Annotated in this window: 18 protein-coding genes and 1 tRNA gene; 6 read left to right on the top strand and 13 right to left on the bottom strand. The window is 46.9% G+C overall.

Annotated elements, in window-relative coordinates:
• Nucleotides 1-57 precede the first annotated feature (57 nt).
• A complete protein-coding gene (glpK, locus tag AC9UH7_RS00650; RefSeq protein WP_509593851.1) occupies nt 58-1,548 on the top strand; it encodes a glycerol kinase GlpK in 1,491 nt (496 codons plus the stop codon).
• On the opposite strand, the gene AC9UH7_RS00645 is transcribed toward glpK, so the two are convergent.
• Nucleotides 1,545-3,647, bottom strand: coding sequence for an alpha-galactosidase (locus AC9UH7_RS00645; RefSeq protein ID WP_509593713.1), 2,103 nt, complete (start codon nt 3,645-3,647; stop codon nt 1,545-1,547). The genes glpK and AC9UH7_RS00645 overlap by 4 nt on opposite strands.
• Before the next feature lie 20 nt (nt 3,648-3,667).
• Here AC9UH7_RS00645 and galT point away from each other — a divergent pair, with 20 nt between their 5' ends.
• From galT to galK, 3 genes are read left to right on the top strand one after another with little or no spacing between them, the layout of a single operon-like run.
• On the top strand, nt 3,668-4,780 hold the full coding sequence (gene galT / locus AC9UH7_RS00640) for a galactose-1-phosphate uridylyltransferase (RefSeq protein ID WP_509593711.1): 1,113 nt from the start codon (nt 3,668-3,670) through the stop codon (nt 4,778-4,780).
• The gene (gene galE / locus AC9UH7_RS00635; protein ID WP_509593708.1) at nt 4,780-5,733 is read left to right on the top strand and encodes a UDP-glucose 4-epimerase GalE; all 954 of its coding nucleotides are present in this window, start codon (nt 4,780-4,782) and stop codon (nt 5,731-5,733) included. Before galT ends, galE begins: the two co-directional genes overlap by 1 nt.
• Nucleotides 5,734-5,735: 2 nt before the next feature.
• Nucleotides 5,736-6,872 (top strand): galactokinase, encoded by a 1,137-nt coding sequence (galK, locus tag AC9UH7_RS00630; protein WP_509593705.1) that lies wholly within the window; start codon nt 5,736-5,738, stop codon nt 6,870-6,872.
• A gap of 16 nt (nt 6,873-6,888) precedes the next feature.
• On the opposite strand, the gene AC9UH7_RS00625 is transcribed toward galK, so the two are convergent.
• The 10 genes from AC9UH7_RS00625 to AC9UH7_RS00580 all read right to left on the bottom strand — a co-directional run bounded on the left by AC9UH7_RS00625 (nt 6,889) and on the right by AC9UH7_RS00580 (nt 15,444).
• On the bottom strand, nt 6,889-7,125 hold the full coding sequence (locus AC9UH7_RS00625; RefSeq protein ID WP_509593702.1) for an ACT domain-containing protein: 237 nt from the start codon (nt 7,123-7,125) through the stop codon (nt 6,889-6,891).
• 39 nt (nt 7,126-7,164) lie between these two features.
• Nucleotides 7,165-8,271, bottom strand: a complete 1,107-nt coding sequence (locus AC9UH7_RS00620; protein WP_509593699.1) for a S1C family serine protease — start codon at nt 8,269-8,271, stop codon at nt 7,165-7,167.
• An 81-nt stretch (nt 8,272-8,352) separates the two neighbouring features.
• On the bottom strand, nt 8,353-8,736 hold the full coding sequence (locus tag AC9UH7_RS00615; RefSeq protein WP_509593696.1) for a QcrA and Rieske domain-containing protein: 384 nt from the start codon (nt 8,734-8,736) through the stop codon (nt 8,353-8,355).
• Between the two features lies 1 nt (nt 8,737).
• Nucleotides 8,738-8,809, bottom strand: a tRNA-Asn gene (locus AC9UH7_RS00610).
• A 56-nt stretch (nt 8,810-8,865) separates the two neighbouring features.
• On the bottom strand, nt 8,866-10,707 hold the full coding sequence (dnaG, locus tag AC9UH7_RS00605) for a DNA primase (RefSeq protein ID WP_509593693.1): 1,842 nt from the start codon (nt 10,705-10,707) through the stop codon (nt 8,866-8,868).
• Nucleotides 10,708-10,716: 9 nt separating this feature from the next.
• A complete protein-coding gene (locus AC9UH7_RS00600; RefSeq protein WP_509593691.1) occupies nt 10,717-11,931 on the bottom strand; it encodes a deoxyguanosinetriphosphate triphosphohydrolase in 1,215 nt (404 codons plus the stop codon).
• A complete protein-coding gene (locus AC9UH7_RS00595) occupies nt 11,928-12,581 on the bottom strand; it encodes a YdcF family protein (RefSeq protein WP_509593688.1) in 654 nt (217 codons plus the stop codon). The genes AC9UH7_RS00600 and AC9UH7_RS00595 overlap by 4 nt, the downstream gene beginning before the upstream one ends.
• Nucleotides 12,582-13,748: a tRNA dihydrouridine synthase DusB gene (gene dusB, locus AC9UH7_RS00590; protein ID WP_509593685.1), complete on the bottom strand. Its 1,167-nt coding sequence runs from the start codon at nt 13,746-13,748 to the stop codon at nt 12,582-12,584. It lies immediately after the preceding gene.
• Nucleotides 13,718-15,109, bottom strand: coding sequence for a glycine--tRNA ligase (locus AC9UH7_RS00585; protein WP_509593683.1), 1,392 nt, complete (start codon nt 15,107-15,109; stop codon nt 13,718-13,720). Before AC9UH7_RS00585 ends, dusB begins: the two co-directional genes overlap by 31 nt.
• Before the next feature lie 50 nt (nt 15,110-15,159).
• Nucleotides 15,160-15,444, bottom strand: coding sequence for an antibiotic biosynthesis monooxygenase family protein (locus AC9UH7_RS00580; protein WP_509593680.1), 285 nt, complete (start codon nt 15,442-15,444; stop codon nt 15,160-15,162).
• A 66-nt stretch (nt 15,445-15,510) separates the two neighbouring features.
• On the opposite strand from AC9UH7_RS00580, the gene AC9UH7_RS00575 reads away from it, so the two are divergent.
• On the top strand, nt 15,511-16,356 hold the full coding sequence (locus AC9UH7_RS00575) for a ZIP family metal transporter (RefSeq protein WP_509593677.1): 846 nt from the start codon (nt 15,511-15,513) through the stop codon (nt 16,354-16,356).
• On the top strand, nt 16,349-16,714 hold the full coding sequence (locus AC9UH7_RS00570) for a transcriptional repressor (protein WP_029018768.1): 366 nt from the start codon (nt 16,349-16,351) through the stop codon (nt 16,712-16,714). The genes AC9UH7_RS00575 and AC9UH7_RS00570 overlap by 8 nt, the downstream gene beginning before the upstream one ends.
• A 185-nt stretch (nt 16,715-16,899) precedes the next feature.
• Here AC9UH7_RS00570 and AC9UH7_RS00565 read toward each other — a convergent pair whose 3' ends face one another.
• Both AC9UH7_RS00565 and recO read right to left on the bottom strand, forming a co-directional pair.
• Nucleotides 16,900-17,604 (bottom strand): isoprenyl transferase, encoded by a 705-nt coding sequence (locus AC9UH7_RS00565; RefSeq protein WP_509593674.1) that lies wholly within the window; start codon nt 17,602-17,604, stop codon nt 16,900-16,902.
• Complete coding sequence (gene recO / locus AC9UH7_RS00560; protein ID WP_509593671.1) at nt 17,601-18,332, bottom strand: DNA repair protein RecO; 732 nt, start codon at nt 18,330-18,332, stop codon at nt 17,601-17,603. Before recO ends, AC9UH7_RS00565 begins: the two co-directional genes overlap by 4 nt.
• Nucleotides 18,333-18,345: the final 13 nt, after the last annotated feature.

The following is an 18,345-nucleotide window of genomic DNA, read 5'->3' as shown; positions in this document are numbered from 1 at the left end:
TTGCTTCTCCGTAACCAGTGAGTACGCTAAGCCTAACTTACGGCGAAGGGTTTGTGCATCGTGGCATTTATCGGCAGTTTGGATCAGGGCACTAGTAGTACTCGTTTCATGATCTTTGACCACGCAGGCCAGGTAGTTGGACAGCATCAACTAGAGCATCGCCAAATACTTCCGCAGGCTGGCTGGGTTGAACATGATGCAGCTGAGATCTGGGAAAGAGCTCAAGAGGTTATTACTGGAGCGCTTAAGCAAGCCAATATTCTGGGCTCAGATTTGGCTGCAATAGGACTGACTAACCAACGTGAAACAACTGTTGTGTGGGATGTTCAAACAGGCCAACCCTTATCCAATGCCATTGTCTGGCAAGACACACGAACTACTGATTTCTTAGCCACCCTCTCAGCTGAACAGCAGCAGCAGATTCGCCATAAAACTGGTTTAACTATCGCTCCCTACTTTGCCGGCAGCAAGATGAACTGGTTACTCAAGAATGTTCCAGCTGCGAAAAGTGCAAATGCTCGATTTGGAACTATCGATTCTTGGCTCTTATGGAATTTATCTGGTGGAGTGCGGGCAGGCGTGCACGCAACCGATGTGACAAATGCCAGTCGCACATTGTTAATGAATCTTGAAACCCTAGATTGGGATGAGGAACTTCTCTCAATTTTTGGAGTCTCACGATCAGCGCTACCAGTAATTAAATCTTCCTCAGAAACCTATGCACTCACTGATCCCCATGGCCCTTTTGGCACCGCAATTCCAATTGCTGGAATCTTGGGTGACCAACAAGCGGCAATGGTGGGACAGGTGTGCTTTGATCGCGGTGAATCCAAAACTACATACGGGACAGGAAACTTTGCACTTCTCAATACCGGCACTGACATTGTCCGTTCCAAAAATGGGTTGCTGACTACCGTTTGTTTCAAATTAGGAGATGCTCCAGCGCATTACGCACTTGAAGGTTCTGTTGCTGTTACAGGCTCTGCAATTCAATGGCTTCGTGATCAACTGGGCATCATTACAAACGCTGCAGAAACTGAAGGATTAGCCTCTTCAGTTGCCGATACAGCAGGTGTTTACTTCGTTCCTGCATTTTCAGGTTTGTTTGCTCCCTATTGGCGCAGCGATGCACGAGGAGTAATTGTTGGGCTAACCAGAGCGGCAACAAAGGCTCACCTTGCCCGCGCAGCACTAGAGGCGATCTGCTACCAAACGCGAGATGTTATGGATGCGATGGTTGCAGATAGTGGAGTGCCCATGAAAGAAATGCGTGTTGATGGCGGAATAACAGCAAACTCTTTTTGCATGCAACTGCAGGCTGATGTGATGGGAATCGACATTACCCGGCCGCTTATTGGAGAAACTACTGCCCTTGGTGCTGCATATGCTGCTGGTTTAGCAGTTGGCTATTGGTCATCAACAGATGAGGTTCGCAAGCAATGGCAACAATCTCGTCGTTGGAACTCCACTAGCACCGTTGAACAACGAGCAGTTGGCTATGCAGGATGGAAGAAAGCTGTTGAGCGAACTTTGAAATGGATTGATTAAGCCTTAGTTATTTCAATTAAGCAGGCGTTTGCTGGTGCCAGAATTGGTGCAGTCACACCAATTGCAGAAAGTGCAGAGCCTGAAAGGGTTATTCCACTCATCCATTCAGGTGGAGTAATCAACATAAACCGTGGCTTGCCAGCAGGAAACACCGCTTTGATCACATAGTTTGCGCTCTTATCTAGACCAGGAAATTTTAACGGTGATGGGTGGATCGAAACTGTTGGAGTTAATTGAACATAGGCATAAATAGCACGTGATGCGTCATGGGCCTGCACGCCATGTAAGTAGGCATGTGGTTCTGGATAATCAACTCGAACCATTTTTCCAGAGTGCAAGAGAGCGCGGTTGTCCTTGTAGTACTGAGCCCAGGTTGCAAGGTGCTTGCGCTCAATTGCAGTAGCTTCAGTGATATTCCATTCAATACCTGCGTGTCCAAAAAGAGCAGTTGTTGCTCGCATAGATAGTTCTAATGTGCGACCAGTTTGGTGACCGTGGGTTGGGCCGATATGTGTGCCTAGTAGTTCAGGTGCAATTACCTGAGCTGTCCACCGTTGAATAGTTTGACGCTCCAGCGCATCGTTGTTGTCACTTGTCCAAAAACGATCCACAAGATCAACGACACCTAAGTCAATTCGCGCACCACCTGATGCGCACGATTCAATTTCAAGTCCTGGATGACGCTTTTTTAGCTCTGCAAACAAACGATAGATCGCTTGTGTTTGGCGATGAACACCTGCTGCACCAAGGTGACCTCCATCAACTAGAACTCGATTGTGATCCCATTTGATGTAGGCAATGTTGTGAGCACCTAGAACTGCAGAAGTTTGCTCAAGCACATGATTAAAGGCACCTTCATGGCCAATATCTAGCACTAATTGGTGACGCCACAGAGGCGGTGTGCGATCTCCTTCATGCAAAATCCATTCCGGATGTGCACGATACAAATCAGAGTCTGGGTTAACCATCTCGCCTTCAAACCACAGGCCAAACTCAATTCCCTTGTCATTGATGTACTTGATAATTGGCGACAAGCCATTTGGCCACACGGCAGGATCAATCACCCAGTCACCAAGACCTGCGCGATCATCGCGTCTTGAGTGGAACCAACCATCATCTAGAACTACGCGCTCGATCCCTACCTCTGCTGCCACATCGATTAATGCTTTGATCTTCTCCTCGTTGTGATCAAAATACAACGCTTCCCACATATTTAATGTAAGAGGACGGGGACGCTTTGGATGAACATCACGAGCTCGAAGGTAGGAATGATAAGCAGCACTAACGCCATCTAGACCATCTGCTGAAAACACAGAGATAAGTGCAGGTGCTTCATAAACTTCACCCGCACCCACAATCAATTCTCCTGGAAGAAGTAACTCTCCAGCACCTATGGATTGTGAACCGTCAAAGAGTTTTTCAACCAAGTAATGTGAATTACCACTCCAGGCAATGCTTGTTGCCCATGCGTTTCCAGATTGAAATGATGTTTGAGCAGTCAAGGCAATGTCTGCGACTGAAAAATTATGACCGCTTCGACCTTCACGAGATTCTCGAACCCATGTTCCGGTTGCTATTTCTTTTCGTTGAGGGTTCCGTTCATTAGACCAACGACCAACAAAATCTAAAGTTTGTGTGGCTTCTTTCGGAAGTGGTAGCCAATGAATAAACTCGTTGAGGCAATAGTCGCTCTCACCAATGTTTTCAACTGTGGCGCGCTGATGCAAAACGCCATGGGTATCTAAATCAAAAGTGATGAGTACTTCAAGTTGTGCATGGAAATCGCGAAGCGTGACTGCCACATGATTTTCTTGATGATGAAAATCAGTAACTTCAAATTTAGTTGACCATGCTTTTCCATTTCGGTGCCCAGATAAAGTGGGGCGACCTAGAAAACCGCGTGAACTTTCCCGCATGATTCCTGGAAACTGTGGCTGATCCCATGAGCTGTTTGCAATCGATGGAGTTATAGCCGTTTGCGCAGATGAAAGATCACCATGAATGGGTGCGCCCCAGTGTTGGATAACAAGGGCCCCATCGACTACTTCGAGCAGCAATGACGAGGATGGCGCGGTCAATAGTGCAGATTGCTTGCTCACATAGGTAGAGTAACGACACTATGGTCGAGAGTAAAAAACTAAATGCCGGCGTCATTAGAAATGATCGCCAGATGGCCGATGGGCGAACTATTCGCTACTACGACACCTCTGGGCAGGCGCGAAATGCCGTGGATGCTCGACCAGTAGAGGAACAACCAGGAATTGGTGAACTTCGTCTTGATCCTTTAGTCAATGAGTGGGTTGCAATGGCAGCGCACCGACAAGGACGCATCTTCTTGCCTCCGAAAGAGCTTTGTCCTTTGTGTCCCACAACAGGTGAATTGCTCACTGAAATTCCTGAATCAGATTTTGAAGTCGTCGTTTTTGATAATCGTTCGCCATCATTACGAACACCTGTTGGTGATTGGGCACTTCCTGACTTGGTCGGACCAGATACTGATTTAGGAACAGCTGCCGGCAAATGTGAAGTGATTTGCTTTACGGCAGAACATGGCAACGCATTTAAGGATCTAACACCACAACGTGTTCGCACCCTGCTTGAGGCCTGGATTGATCGCACCGGCGAATTGTCCCAAGAGAGTTACATCGAACATATCGCACCATTTGAAAACCGCGGAGAAGAAATTGGCGTGACTCTCTCCCACCCACATGGACAGATATATGCCTACTCCTATCTTCCCCCTCGTGTTGAGAAAATGTTGGCTGCGGCCAATCGCTATAAAGAACAGACTGGCAAAGTCTTGTTTGATGAAATCGTTTCTCGAGAGATTCGAGAAAATGAACGCATTGTTGCTCGCAATGATCGCTGGATTGCATTTGTTCCATATGCGGCTAGGTATCCCTTTGAAATTCACATCGCACCACTTAACCCAGTTGCAGACTTAACTGGATTAACTGATGAGGATCGGGAGGCCTTCCCAGCGATTGCACTAGAGGTTACTCGCAGATTAGATGGCGTCTTTGGTATTGAAATGGCATACATCGCCGCTTGGCATCAAGCACCAGTTCGAGTTGGTCGGGATGTTTTGCGCCTGCACTGGCAGATTACAAGTGTTCGCCGTGCACCAGGAAAATTGAAGTACCTAGCAGGCTCTGAATCTGCGATGGGAGCATTCATTATGGATATGCGCCCAGAACAATCTGCTGCACAGCTGCGCGAAGTTGTTTTGTAATGCGTGTTTTAGTCACTGGAGGCACCGGATACATCGGTTCCACTGCAGTTGAAATCTTGATTAATCAAGGCTTTGAAATCTCAATTTTAGATGATTGCAGTATGGGTCATGCTGACACAGTCCCAGCTGGTGTGAGCTTTATTCAAGGTTCACTTCTTAACTCTGCAGATGTAGCCGAAGCATTATCCGGTTGTGAAGCTGTGATGCATTTTGCAGGCAAGTCACTAGTTGGAGAATCTGTCGAAAAGCCTGATCTTTATCATTCCGTAAATGTTGACGGCACTGGCGTTTTGCTAGATGAAATGCGCAAGCAAAATATCTCAAAAATTGTTTTCTCATCCTCTGCAGCAACTTATGGTGAGCCAAAGGTTGTCCCAATTCTTGAAACTTCCCAGACAATTCCAACTAATCCTTATGGCGCAACAAAACTAGCGATCGACCACATGATCACAGCTGAGGCAGCCAGTCATGGAATTTCTGCAGCCTCTTTGCGCTATTTCAATGTTGCAGGTGCGCTCAAAGCAGAACGTGGATGGCTTGCAGAAAGACATGACCCAGAGACCCACCTCATCCCAAATGTCTTGCGTAGTACAGATGAAAATCCAGTAAAGATTTTTGGCACCGATTGGCCCACAAAAGACGGCACCTGTATCCGTGACTACGTCCATGTCATTGATTTGATTGATGCTCACCTCAAGGCACTGCAGTCATTAGGAACACCTGGGCATCAGATTTATAACTTGGGAAGTGGTTCTGGATACTCGGTGCGGGAAGTAGTTGCAGCAGCAAGTGCGGCCGTGGGACACCAAATTCCATTTATTGATGCACCGCGTCGAGCAGGAGACCCTGCCGTTTTGATTGCAGATATCTCTAAGGCTAAATCACAACTTGGTTGGGAACCTTCTCGGAATATAAACACGATGGTTTCAGACACCTTGAAATCTATGGCATAACAATGAGTTCAATCGAGGAAAAGTTTCTTGAAACTTTCGGTGAAGAGCCTGATCTAGTCGCTGCTGCCCCTGGTCGCGTTAATTTAATTGGTGAGCACATTGATTACAGCGAAGGTTTTGTTCTTCCATTTGCAATCAAAGACAGAACTTTGGTTGCGGCAAGAAAGCGTGATGATTCAACGGTGCGCATCGCCTCTGCCCAGCGCCGGAGCAAGATTGTCACAGTGGACATCAGTGAAGTTAGGCCAGGGCTCAAGGGCGAATGGGAACGTTATGCCTTAGGTGTTCTGTGGTCGATGGGTGTAAAAAGCGGGGTTGACCTGCTAATTGATGGTCATGTTCCACTGGGTGCCGGTCTTTCTTCCTCTGCAGCTCTTGAGTGTTCTGTAGCAACTGCGATGAATCATCTATTCGATATGGGATTTAATCTTGAAGAGCTTGCTCGCTTAACTCAAAAAGCAGAAAACCAATATGTGGGAGTTCCTTGCGGGATTATGGATCAATCTGTTTCGCTGATGGCATCAAGAGGATTCGCGCTTTTACTTGATTGCCGCGATCTTTCAACACGCAATATTCCATTTGATGTCGCATCCCATGGCCTAGAACTGCTCATTATTGATACACAGGCCCACCATGCATTAACTGATGGTGGCTATGCCGAGCGCCGTGCATCATGTGAAGCTGTTGCGGCTAAATTATCTGTTAAATCCATGCGGGAATTAACGATGGCGCAGTTAGATTCGGCCCGGGCAACTCTCTCAGAGACTGAATACATTCGTGCTCGCCACGCAATCACCGAAATGAAGCGTGTTCTAGATTGTGTAGATGCACTAGGTAGCGGTGATTTTGTAAAAGTTGGGCAACTGATCAACGACTCACATCGTTCTTTGCGAGATGACTACACAGTTTCTTGCCCAGAACTAGACACCGCAGTTGAGGCTTCCTTGGCTGCTGGTGCATTGGGATCACGCATGGTTGGCGGTGGCTTTGGAGGAAGTGCAATTGCTTTGATTGAAGCAGCAAAGACTTCGCAAACAATTAGCGCGATTGAAAAAGCATTTGCAGATAAGAAATTTAAAGCACCTCGCTTTTTTACTTCATTGCCAAGCCAAGGAGCAGAGCTACTTTCTAGAGGTTAAAAGTATTTCTCACGGTTTACAGCGGGGTTATTGAAAGAACTTCAACTCCACCTATTGCACCTAAAACATTCAATAGATCTGTTGCATCGCTACCTGGAATTGCAACGGTGATGTCGTCATACCCTTTGCCATCTTCTGACTTAACAACAGCGAGCGCGCGAATATCTCCCCCGGCAGCACCAATTGCTGATGCAAGCAGTCCTAGTGAGCCTGGGCGATCAGGGAGAGCTACGTTAAGTTGAAATAGTGCCATGGGTAAACAATACCCTGACACTATTTCAACCGCGTAACATTAATTAGATGGCGCTGTACCTAAGGTCACTTTGAAACTCTTTGAGCCTCCGGTTGGAAGTTCAACAGTTACGGTAACTGTGCTTCCAGGTGCATAAGAGCGAATCTTGACGATTGCACCTACTTGATCGGCAATCTTGACTCCCTCAATAGCAGTTATTACCGATCCTGCAGGAATGCCTGCCTTTTCAGCACCTTCTCCTGGGCTAAGTCGAAGAATCTTTGCACCGGTACCTTTGAAAGTGGTGTCGAAGAAGACCCCAAGAACGGGGCGAGTTGATTTACCCGTCGCAATTAATTCATCAATGACGCGTTTTGCTTCATTAATAGGGATGGAAAACCCAAGCCCGATACTTCCGCTTGCTCCATCTGCTGAGAGTGTTGCAATAGCAGAGTTGACTCCGATGATTCGACCTTGAGAATCCAGCAATGCTCCACCGGAGTTTCCTGGATTAATTGCTGCATCTGTTTGAATTGCATTGACAAATGACTCAGCGCCGACGGTGCCTGTTGTCACTGGTCGATTTAATGCTGAAATGATGCCGCTTGTAACAGTGCTCGCAAGTCCAAGTGGTGAACCAATAGCAACGACTGATTCGCCAACGCTAATTCGAGATGAATCTCCGACAGTGACTGTTGGTAAGTTGCCCTTGTTGATCTTGATCACTGCTAGGTCATAAGCAGCATCACGGCCAACGATTTGGGCTGAGAAAGTATCGCCGTTTAGGAGCTCCACCAGAATTGTTCCGTTGCTTACCGCGCCTTCAATGACATGGTTATTGGTAATGATGTAGGAAACACTTTTGTCTGACTTATAAACTGAACCACTACCTGTACCGCTACCACTGGTGGAGGTAACTTTGATCGAAACGACGGATGGGGTCACTAGTGATGCAATACTTTTAACATCGATAGTTGGAGCACCCAAAGTCATTGAGGTACGGTTTGCCGAACAACCAGATGGGCTTGCTAAATAAATCGCTTGACTCTTTTTATCAACACAGACTTTTACTCCGAGCGGATCGGATGTAGCTGCTGTGGCAGCACCACCGACTAGAGTTGCTCCCAGCAAGAATCCGGCGATTACTTTTGTGGATGTTCTTTTCATATCAACCTCTTTCATAGATAAAAGCAACATTTCACTTTTACCTTAGAGGTCGTTGGGAATCACCTTACTTTTTGATGTAACTTATTGGAGAACGATCCATTCACCCTTTATCGCAACTTTGACGATAGGAAGAGGTTTGTTTGCAGGGCCTGCAACAACTTTGCCCTTCTTAAATGGATCAAAACTGGCGTTATGTACGGCACACACCAGTAACTTTCGAGGTGCAAAGTACTTGGCTAATCCACCTTCGTGTGTGCAGATAGTTTGGTAGGCAAACACACCCGTCTTTGTGCGAAATAGCAGGGCAGGTGCACCATTTTTGAGTTGAAATGAATAGGTCGCGCCAACTTTGACCTTGCTCAATTTAACAATTTGGTTATTGGCAGCAACTGCATGGTTTCCAAGCAGAGAAGTGCTCGCCCCTACCAGGGCCATTCGAAGCGCGGATCTACGCGTGAACTTCATGCTCCCTGACTTGGATTCGAACCAAGAACCTGTCGATTAACAGTCGACTGCTCTGCCGTTGAGCTATCAGGGATTAACTGTGCAAGCGCAAACTCTATCGCACACACGGGTTTGGGCAAAAATTACGGGCTAAAGGCTGCCTAACGCCAAGTCATGAAGGGATCTGCGGGCGCTTTCAAGGGCTACTAATTGGGCAAAAGCTGCGTTGTATTCAATCTCATTTTCTACTGGATTTAAGCGCTGAAGAGATGACTTGAGTTCGGCAATTGACCGTGAAATCGCCACTTCTCGTAAACGGGCCACAATGCTTGCAACATAGATGGCGGTCGGCTTTCCATCGGCACGGATCGGTTCAACCGTTAACTCAGTAAACAAAGACTTCACATTTTCATCTGAAATATTTTCTGGTGCGATCTTCTCAACAGCATCAATAGCTCCGCGCAATGCAACATAAGCAGGATGAGTAAAGGCACCGGGTTCTATTGAACTCCATAGTTCCCCAGCTAATAGTGATGGCTCTTGCAATTTTGCCTTTAATACTTCGCGCTCCAATATCAAACGTGCTTCATTGGGATCTGGTCTGAAGTTAGGTGCCGAGGTTGTTTCTTCAACTACCGATTGAGTTGCAGGTGCAGCCTTAACTCCTTGGGCAACTGCGCGGGTAACAAGTTCAACTTCCACTCCTAGCCAACCAGCAAGTAGGCGTGTGTACTCAGGCCGTAAAGATTTGTCACGAATCTGAGCAACTAATGGAGCTGCTGCATTTAATGCATTGACTCGACCTTCGGCAGAATCCAACTTGTGATGAGCAAGTTCTGCGCGAATTGCAAACTCAAATAACGGAACGCGACGTGCAATTAAATCGCGCAATGCAAGATCGCCCTTTTCTTGACGAAGCTCGCAAGGATCTAAACCATCTGGCTCAACTGCAACAAATGTTTGCGTGACAAACTTTTGATCCTCACTAAAAGCACGAAGGGCAGCCTTTTGCCCAGCGGCATCACCATCGAAGGTAAAGATCACTTCGCCTCGGAAAGCATCATCATCCATTAACAATCTGCGCAAAATCCGAATGTGGTCTGCACCAAATGCTGTACCGCAGGTTGCAACCGCTGTTGTTATCCCAGCCAGGTGAGCTGCCATTACATCTGTATAGCCTTCAACAATGACCGCTTGGCGCTTTTTGGCAATCTCTTTTTTGGCAACATCGAGCCCATACAAGACTTGGCTTTTCTTATAGATCGGAGTTTCAGAGGTGTTTAAGTACTTTGGACCTTGATCATCTGCATCACTAGCAAGCTTTCTGGCACCGAATCCAACTATGTCTCCTGAAATATCTTTAATCGGCCACATCAAACGATTACGGAACTTATCAATCGGTCCACGCTGGCCCATCTTTGAAAGTCCAGCTAATTCAAGTTCATCAATTGAGTATCCGAGAGCGCGTAAATGTTTTGTTAAGCCATCCCACTCATCTGGTGAGTACCCAACACCAAATTGTTCGCAGGCTGCCTTATCAAAGCCACGCTTTGTGAGCAGTTCGCGGCCATGGGCTGCTCCTGGTGAAGAGTTAAGTTGATCCTGATAGAACTTTGCAGCTTCAGCATGGGCTGCGATTAAACGGTTACGTGTACCCGAAGTGAGCACCGGTCCGGTATTTGAACCCTCGTCATAGCGAAGGGTGTAACCAATACGATCTGCAAGGCGCTCGATTGTTTCTGTAAAAGTTAAGTGATCTATCTTCATTAAAAACGCAATGACATCTCCACCAGTTTGGCAACCAAAGCAATGGAAATATCCTTTGCTTGGCGTCACATGAAATGAAGGTGACTTCTCATCATGGAATGGACACAAACCTTTTTTCTGCCCGCCACCAGCACTTTTTAGCTGGACATAATCTCCAACAACTTCATCTATGGGCGCACGATCGCGGATGTATGCAACATCCTCTTCCCTAATGCGACCGCTCATGTTCGTACCCTACCTATTAGCAAGTAGGCGTGCATGCAAGGCATAGGCACCTGGGTCTGTAAGGGCAGCAACTTGGTCAATAATCACGCGCATTTTGGCCACATGATCACTTGCCTCATTCCAGGGCTTCTGGAAATAGGAATCTAGTTCATTGGGATATTTCAATAACATCTCAACTAATTCGGCAATGATTACCTGTTGCTTTGCATATCGATCCTGTGAATGTGCGGCATAGATCAAGTAATGCCCTGCAATCGCCTTTAGGAAATCTACTTCCAATTTTTGCTCACGTGGAATCTCAAGGTCAGCGCTATAGCGTGAAAGTGGTCCATTGCCATGGACTTTACGAGTTTCGACCTCTGCTGCTAGAACAAATCGTCCAATCAACTGGCTCGTTGAATCCTTTAATCGTGCCAGACTGCGATGGCTACCGTCGTAATAGTGTGGCCAAGCAGAAAGTGCTGAGAGTCGAGCATGTGCATCGATTGCTTCTTGCTCTGTAGCATCGCTTTTGTAATCAGTTGTCATTACTTTGTATAGCTCTGCAAAATCTTGTTCAAAATTCTTTACCGAAACCTGACCAGCAAAAATTGCATCTTCTAGGTCATGGACAGAATAGGCACAATCATCAGACCAATCCATGATTTGTGCTTCAATGCATTTCTTACCTGCCGGTGCTAGTTGGCGCATCCAGTTGAAAATCTCAACATCATCATCGTAAACACCAAACTTGCGAGGGTTTTCAGATCTTGGCCATGGGTATTTAGTTGCACCATCTAGAGATGCGCGCGTTAAATTCAGCCCAATACTTTTGCCATCTGCATCAACGGTCTTTGCCTCGAGGCGAACTAACAACCGAAAGCTTTGCGCATTTCCTTCAAAGCCGCCGAACTCTTGGGCGATCTCTGCCAAAGCTTCTTCACCGTTGTGACCAAAAGGAGGATGGCCTAAATCATGGGAAAGACAAGCGGTGTCTTGCAGGTCAGGATCTGCGCCAAGTGATTCACCAAGCTCGCGGCCAATCTGTGCGCACTCCAAAGAGTGTGAAAGTCTGGTGCGTTGAAAATCGTTTTCCCATGGCACTGCCACCTGAGTCTTTGCTGCCAAGCGACGCAATGATGCAGAGTGAATTACTCGAGCACGATCTCGCATAAATTCTGTGCGGCCAGTGCGCTTTGCCGGTTCATCCAAGAACCGTTCTTGGTCAAATGCGCTATAACTCATGGCAATACCTTAGTAACAATGTCTGCATCAGGTAAGTGATCACTAACATGAATGCCACGTCTGCCTAATGTTATGTATGCCAAATATGCCCCAGCCTCGCGAATGAGGTATCTATAACCGCTATTTGCAAGTGTATTAGGCCCAGTTTCTACAGGTGAGCAAGTAGCAAGCACACCTTGATCATTAGCCATCGTAATCGCGCGCTTGCAGTGATAAGGATCAGTCACAAGAATCACATCACTGACAAAGCGCTTTTTCATCACTGCTGCAAAAGCTTTGGTGCTGACCAAAGTATCTCGACCTTCTTCAATTGCAATTATGTTCTTGGATGGGATCCCATTCATGCGCAACCAATACTTGCCAGATGCTGCCTCTGTTGTTCGATCCCCAGGTGCTCCTGCGCCAACAGTAATAATCAATGGGGCGTATCCAAGATCATAAATTCTTTTTGCTTCAATAAGACGCGCTTCAAGTGCTGCACCTGGCTTGCCATCTAACTGAGCAGCTCCCAAAACAACAATCACATCTGCTTGACGCACAATTGGATTATTAGCTGCACGCCATACTTGTGAAACACCATAGGCAGGACCAATTAGCGCAATGATTATTGCAAATGTGATCATGCGACGAATCCATCTAAAGAGAAACATCTATCCGCCTGAAAATGCATCCTCTAGTTCAACATGAACTAGTTCATCGGGATCATTAAGCCAACCATCAGGCAAAGTTGGTGGGCGACCATGACTTGTGCGTCCACGCGGTTTTTCTCCAACTTCAGTTGGATACGGTTGATCTTCTAACTGATCCAATAGATTTCGCATCTCTTGTAAGGAAGAGACCATGCCTAAATCATGACGGATTTCGCGTGGCACGCGGAAGCCCTTTAAATACCAAGCCATGTGCTTGCGCATATCGCGCATACCGCGATCTTCTGATTCTAAGTATTCAACGATTAAATGTGCATGACGGAACATCACTTCACGCACCTCATGCAAGGTTGGCTTAATTTGCGTGCCTTCACCTTTGAGTGCCGACACAAGATCGGTGAATAACCATGGGCGTCCAAGGCAACCACGTCCCACAACAACACCTGCACAACCACTTTGCTCAACCATTGAAACCGCATCACTGCCAGACCAAATATCTCCATTGCCCAAAACAGGCACTCCAGTTGGCTTTAAGTGCTCCACAAGACGGGCAATTGCGCTCCAATCAGCTTTTCCTTCATACATTTGTGCTGCAGTGCGCGCATGCAGTGCAACCCATGCAACACCCAAATCAGCTGCAGACTTGGCTGCCTCTAGATAGGTCTCATGATCACTATCAATACCAATACGCATCTTTACCGTGACAGGAATACCAAATGGTTTTGCTGCTTCAACTGCAGCACCCACGATATTTGTGAAGAGTTTGCGTTTGAAAGGAAGCGCTGCTCCCCCACCTTTGCGCGTTACTTTAGGAACAGGACATCCAAAATTCATATCAATATGATCTGCAAGGTTTTCCTTGCCAATCATGGTCACCGCAGCGCGCATTGTCGTTGGATCAACGCTATATAACTGCACAGAGCGTGGCCATTCATCTTTTCCAGGAACAATCATTCGTAGTGTTTCTGGTCGACGTTCAATTAATGCGCGTGCTGTAACCATTTCAGAAACAAACAAACCTGCACCTTGCTCACGACACAAAGTGCGAAACGGTGCATTGGTAATTCCGGCCATGGGTGCTAGAACAACCGGTGGATCTATGTAGTGATCACCGCTTGCTAATGGGAGTAAGAGTGGCTTTAGCAACCTAGTAAACGAGGTGCTAGCCATGCTTCAACCTGATCTAGGCTGATGCGCTCCTGCGCCATTGTGTCTCGATCGCGAATTGTTACCGCATTGTCTTCAAGAGTTTCAAAGTCAATTGTGATGCAGTATGGAGTGCCGATTTCATCTTGACGACGGTAGCGGCGACCAATTGCGCCTGCATCATCAAAATCAATATTCCAGTTTTTGCGAAGTTGAGCTGCAAGGTCACGTGCCTTTGGAGAAAGATCAGCATTGCGTGAAAGCGGAAGCACTGCAGCCTTAATTGGTGCAAGGCGATGATCTAGCTTTAATACAGCCCGCTTTTCCATTTCGCCTTTGCTATTTGGTGCTTCATCTTCGGTGAATGCATCCATTAAGAATGTGAGTGTGCAGCGATCAACACCTGCTGCTGGCTCAATCACATATGGTGTCCAGCGTTCACCCTTTTCTTGATCAAAGTAAGAAAGATCCTTGCCGGAGGCTGCAGAGTGAGCCTTCAGATCAAAATCTGTGCGGTTTGCTATACCTTCTAGCTCGCCCCACTCAGTTCCGGCAAACTCAAACTTGTATTCAATATCTGCGGTGCGCTTTGAATAGTGCGAGAGCTTCTCTTTTGGATGATCATAAATACGCAAACGCTCTGGGTTGATTCCAAGATCGACATACCAAGCCATACGGGTATCAATCCAGTACTGGTGCCACTCCTCATCACTTCCTGGGACGACAAAGAACTCCATCTCCATCTGTTCAAACTCACGTGTGCGGAAAATAAAGTTTCCTGGCGTGATTTCATTACGGAAAGACTTTCCAATTTGGCCAATACCAAATGGTGGCTTCTTGCGAGAAGTTGTCATTACCTGATCAAAGTTAATAAAGATTCCTTGGGCAGTCTCTGGACGCAAATATGCAAGTCCTGATTCATCTTCTACTGGTCCAAGAAAAGTCTTGAGCAAGCCACTGAACTGCTTAGGAGTTGTGAACTGTCCCTTGTTTCCACACGCAGGACAATTAACCTCAGTTAAAGACTCGGGCTTTTTCTTATGCTTTGCTTCATATGCTTCTTCTAGGTGATCGGCACGGTAGCGCTTATTACAAGCGGTGCACTCAGTAAGTGGATCACTAAATGTTGCAACGTGGCCTGATGCTTCCCAGACTTCTTTTGCCAAAATTACACATGAGTCAAGACCGACTACATCTTCGCGGCCCATGACCATTGACTTCCACCATTGACGCTTCACATTGTTCTTTAGCTCAACTCCAAGTGGGCCGTAATCCCATGATGCGCGGAGTCCGCCATAAATTTCAGATGATGGGTATACAAACCCACGACGCTTTGCTAGTCCTACGATGTTTTCTAAACGGTCCGTTGCCACAATATTCTCCATCCGGCTGGCTGTCGGCGAAAAGCAACGTGTGTTACCTCCGTGTGCTTATTTTACTCTGCGTATGGCTTTTCATATGCACCGGGCTCGTCAATTGCCTGTGCCAAGATCGGTATCGCATTCATTTTCACATCGTTATTGCTTAACGCTCTGCGATATGAGCCAACATTTTCCCAATGCGTCACCAGCGACCACAGCGTCGGTTCATCTAGGTTCTGGCCAAACTCACCGCTTACAAATCCCTTACACGCAGAAAATGCCTGAAGAGCTGTGCTGAGTTGTGCCTCAAATTGGGTGGCATTGGCCAATGGGACTGTAAATCGAGCTATAGCAAGCATGGGTTGAGCGTAGCGGGCTGGATTATGGAAATGATAATCATTTCCATTTTGTGATACTGTCCAGACATGAACATAGCCATCATCCTCGCAGCACTAACCGCTCTCTCAACTTTTGCAGGCGGGGCTTTAGCCCTGAAGGCAAAGGATCGCCTTCATCTTGTCCTTGGCCTATCAGCCGGTCTTTTACTTGGGCTCGTTGCCTTTGATCTGTTACCTGAAGTTTTCGAATTAGGAAGTCAAGAATTCCTTCATGCCCCTGTGGTCTCAATTGCTTTGATCGGTGGTTTCCTACTTCTTCACTTCTATGAGCGAATCTTTGGTTCACATGAGCCAGCCGAATCTGATTACGGCCATGATCATGAACACTCGCATAACTTCGCAGGAACATTTGGCGCTATTGCTATGGGTGGCCATGTATTTCTAGATGGCTTAGCTCTCGGCGTGGCATTTAAAGTCAGTTCAGATTTAGGGCTTGTGGTGTTTGTCGCTCTACTTGTTCACGCATTTAGCGATGGCCTTAATACTGTTTCATTCATGATCAAGTCAGGTCTTTGGGGAAAAAAGAGTATTGGCTTGCTTGGTATAGATGCACTGGCTCGAGTAAGCGGCGCTGCTCTCGGTAGCACTCTTGTCTTAAGCGATAATGTGATTGCTATTTACCTAGCAGCGTTCTCCGGAATTGTAATTTATCTTGCGACTTCTCACATCTTGCCTGAAGCACACTCGCGCCACTCTTCACGACTAACAATGGTTGCAACAATTGCAGGTGTGTTAATCATGTGGGGTTTGGTTTCCTATCTTCACTCCGGTGATGCACATGCGCATGGAACTGGTCAAGAAATACACCACGAAGATGAACATGCTGAGGGTGAGCATGCAGAAGATGATCACGCCCACGAAGAGAATGAATAAGTCCGATCTCAAATTGATTGCAGTTCTTGAGCGAACTGGTGGCTTTGCCAGTGCTCAAGAACTGCATCAAATCCTGCGCAGAGAGGGCGATGGAATCGGCCTTACAACGGTTTATCGTGCGCTTCAATCTTTAGTAGATGACAAGATTGTGGATCTTTTGCGCCGCGAAGATGGAGAAGCTGTTTATCGTCTTTGCGGTGACACCCATCATCACCACTTAGTGTGTAAGAGTTGCGGCGACACCGTTGAAATCGAAGGTGGTGCAATTGAAAAGTGGGCCAAGACAATGGCTGAAGAGTTTGGTTTCCGCGAGGTTGGGCATACAGCAGAGATCTTCGGAATCTGTTCAAAGTGTTAACTAATGGGCGACTTTAGAGGAATTCCAACCTGCGCATGCCCTGCATGCGGCTCGCATCTCTTAGAAATAACTGCGTCGTTTAGTCCAGATACCTATGAGATTGAGATGTACTTACTTGATAACGCTCGTTGTGCAATGTGTCAGGCCCATTTAACCGCTCCAACACCTATGGATTTCCCAGCCGCTTAAGCCTTACCAAATCTTCTATCTCTAGCTGAATACTCTTCAATCGCTTTCCACAAAGTCTTTCGCGTGACATCTGGCCACAACACATCCATGAAAACAAACTCGGCATAAACACTTTGCCAGGGCAAAAAGTTGCTGGTGCGCTGCTCCCCCGAAGATCGTAGAAATAAGTCAACATCACTCATCTGTGGGGAATCTAAATATTTAGCAAAAACTTTTTCGGTAATTGCATCGACCTTGATCTTGCCTCGCTTAACATCGCGTGCAAGCTCTGCAGCGGCATCGACAATCTCTGCTCGCCCGCCATAGTTAACACACATATTCAAAGTTAACTTCTTATTCTTTTTGGTTAATTCTTCAGCCTCTTCTAACTCATTAATGACGCTGCTCCATAAACGCTTTGGACGACCAACCCAACGGATGCGCACGCCCATCTCATTCATCTGATCGCGACGCCTGCGAATAACATCTCTGTTAAAGCCCATCAAGAACTTGACCTCTTCAGGTGAGCGTCGCCAATTCTCTGTTGAAAATGCATAGGCACTTATTTCTTTAACACCATACTCAAGTGCACCTCCAACAACATCAAATAACGCTGCTTCTCCTGCTTCATGCCCGGCAGTGCGGGGCAGGCCACGTTGTTGTGCCCAACGGCCATTGCCATCCATCACTATTGCAACGTGATGAGGAATCTTTATTGTCATACCCGCTCCACCATTGGCAAGGAACGCAGGCCGCGTTCAAGGTGCCATTGTAAGTAAGCCGCGATTAAACCACTAGCCTCTCGGCGATTTTTTCCCTCACTAGCTGTTGCAATATCCCAATCACTAGATAGCAATGCGCCCATTAGTTCTAACGTTTCTGGGGCCGGTGTTGCACATGCAGATGGTCGACAATCTGCGCACACAGAGCCACCGCCCACTAATGAAAAGTATCTATGAGGTCCAGGTGCTTCACACTTAGAACAAATTGTCATTGAAGGTGCATATCCGGCAACAGCTAAAGATCTCAATAAAAATGCATCAAGAATCAGCAGTGGCTCATAACGATTTTCTGCCAAAGCTTTCATGCCGCCAACCACGAGTTGAAACTCTTGCAGAGCTGGTTCATTCTCTTGGCTGGTAAATCGCTCTGCTGCTTCTAAAATCGCAGCGGCAACTGTCCAGCGTTGATAATCCTCAGTTAGCGCTTCGCCATAGTTCATTAGTGCTTCTACTTGCGTGACAGTGTCAAAGGTTTTACCGGTGTAGAGCTGAATGTCCACGTGGCTGCCTGGTTCTAGACGTGCGCCAAACTTAGATTTTGTCCGACGAACACCTTTGGCAACTCCTCGGATGCGGCCATGATCGCGAGTGAGCATTGTGATAATCCGGTCTGCTTCCCCGAGTTTTTGAGTGCGCAAAACAATCGCCTCATCCCGGTACAAACTCATACGGGTAAAGGTA

Source organism: Candidatus Planktophila sp. (assembly GCF_044348745.1).
Lineage (GTDB): Bacteria > Actinomycetota > Actinomycetes > Nanopelagicales > Nanopelagicaceae > Planktophila.
Note: the sequence above shows the minus strand (reverse complement) of the source record. Positions and strands in the feature narration are given on the sequence as shown.

What these genes read in the sequence shown, in the direction of transcription:
- galT (WP_509593711.1), top strand. Translation starts at nt 3,668, where the DNA reads ATGGTCGAGAGTAAAAAACTAAATGCCGGCGTCATTAGAAATGATCGC.
- galE (WP_509593708.1), top strand. Translation starts at nt 4,780, where the DNA reads ATGCGTGTTTTAGTCACTGGAGGCACCGGATACATCGGTTCCACTGCA.
- galK (WP_509593705.1), top strand. Translation starts at nt 5,736, where the DNA reads ATGAGTTCAATCGAGGAAAAGTTTCTTGAAACTTTCGGTGAAGAGCCT.
- AC9UH7_RS00625 (WP_509593702.1), bottom strand. Translation starts at nt 7,125, where the DNA reads ATGGCACTATTTCAACTTAACGTAGCTCTCCCTGATCGCCCAGGCTCA.
- AC9UH7_RS00620 (WP_509593699.1), bottom strand. Translation starts at nt 8,271, where the DNA reads ATGAAAAGAACATCCACAAAAGTAATCGCCGGATTCTTGCTGGGAGCA.
- AC9UH7_RS00615 (WP_509593696.1), bottom strand. Translation starts at nt 8,736, where the DNA reads ATGAAGTTCACGCGTAGATCCGCGCTTCGAATGGCCCTGGTAGGGGCG.
- dnaG (WP_509593693.1), bottom strand. Translation starts at nt 10,707, where the DNA reads ATGAGCGGTCGCATTAGGGAAGAGGATGTTGCATACATCCGCGATCGT.
- AC9UH7_RS00600 (WP_509593691.1), bottom strand. Translation starts at nt 11,931, where the DNA reads ATGAGTTATAGCGCATTTGACCAAGAACGGTTCTTGGATGAACCGGCA.
- AC9UH7_RS00595 (WP_509593688.1), bottom strand. Translation starts at nt 12,581, where the DNA reads ATGTTTCTCTTTAGATGGATTCGTCGCATGATCACATTTGCAATAATC.
- dusB (WP_509593685.1), bottom strand. Translation starts at nt 13,748, where the DNA reads ATGGCTAGCACCTCGTTTACTAGGTTGCTAAAGCCACTCTTACTCCCA.
- AC9UH7_RS00585 (WP_509593683.1), bottom strand. Translation starts at nt 15,109, where the DNA reads ATGGAGAATATTGTGGCAACGGACCGTTTAGAAAACATCGTAGGACTA.
- AC9UH7_RS00580 (WP_509593680.1), bottom strand. Translation starts at nt 15,444, where the DNA reads ATGCTTGCTATAGCTCGATTTACAGTCCCATTGGCCAATGCCACCCAA.
- AC9UH7_RS00575 (WP_509593677.1), top strand. Translation starts at nt 15,511, where the DNA reads ATGAACATAGCCATCATCCTCGCAGCACTAACCGCTCTCTCAACTTTT.
- AC9UH7_RS00570 (WP_029018768.1), top strand. Translation starts at nt 16,349, where the DNA reads ATGAATAAGTCCGATCTCAAATTGATTGCAGTTCTTGAGCGAACTGGT.
- AC9UH7_RS00565 (WP_509593674.1), bottom strand. Translation starts at nt 17,604, where the DNA reads ATGACAATAAAGATTCCTCATCACGTTGCAATAGTGATGGATGGCAAT.
- recO (WP_509593671.1), bottom strand. Translation starts at nt 18,332, where the DNA reads ATGAGTTTGTACCGGGATGAGGCGATTGTTTTGCGCACTCAAAAACTC.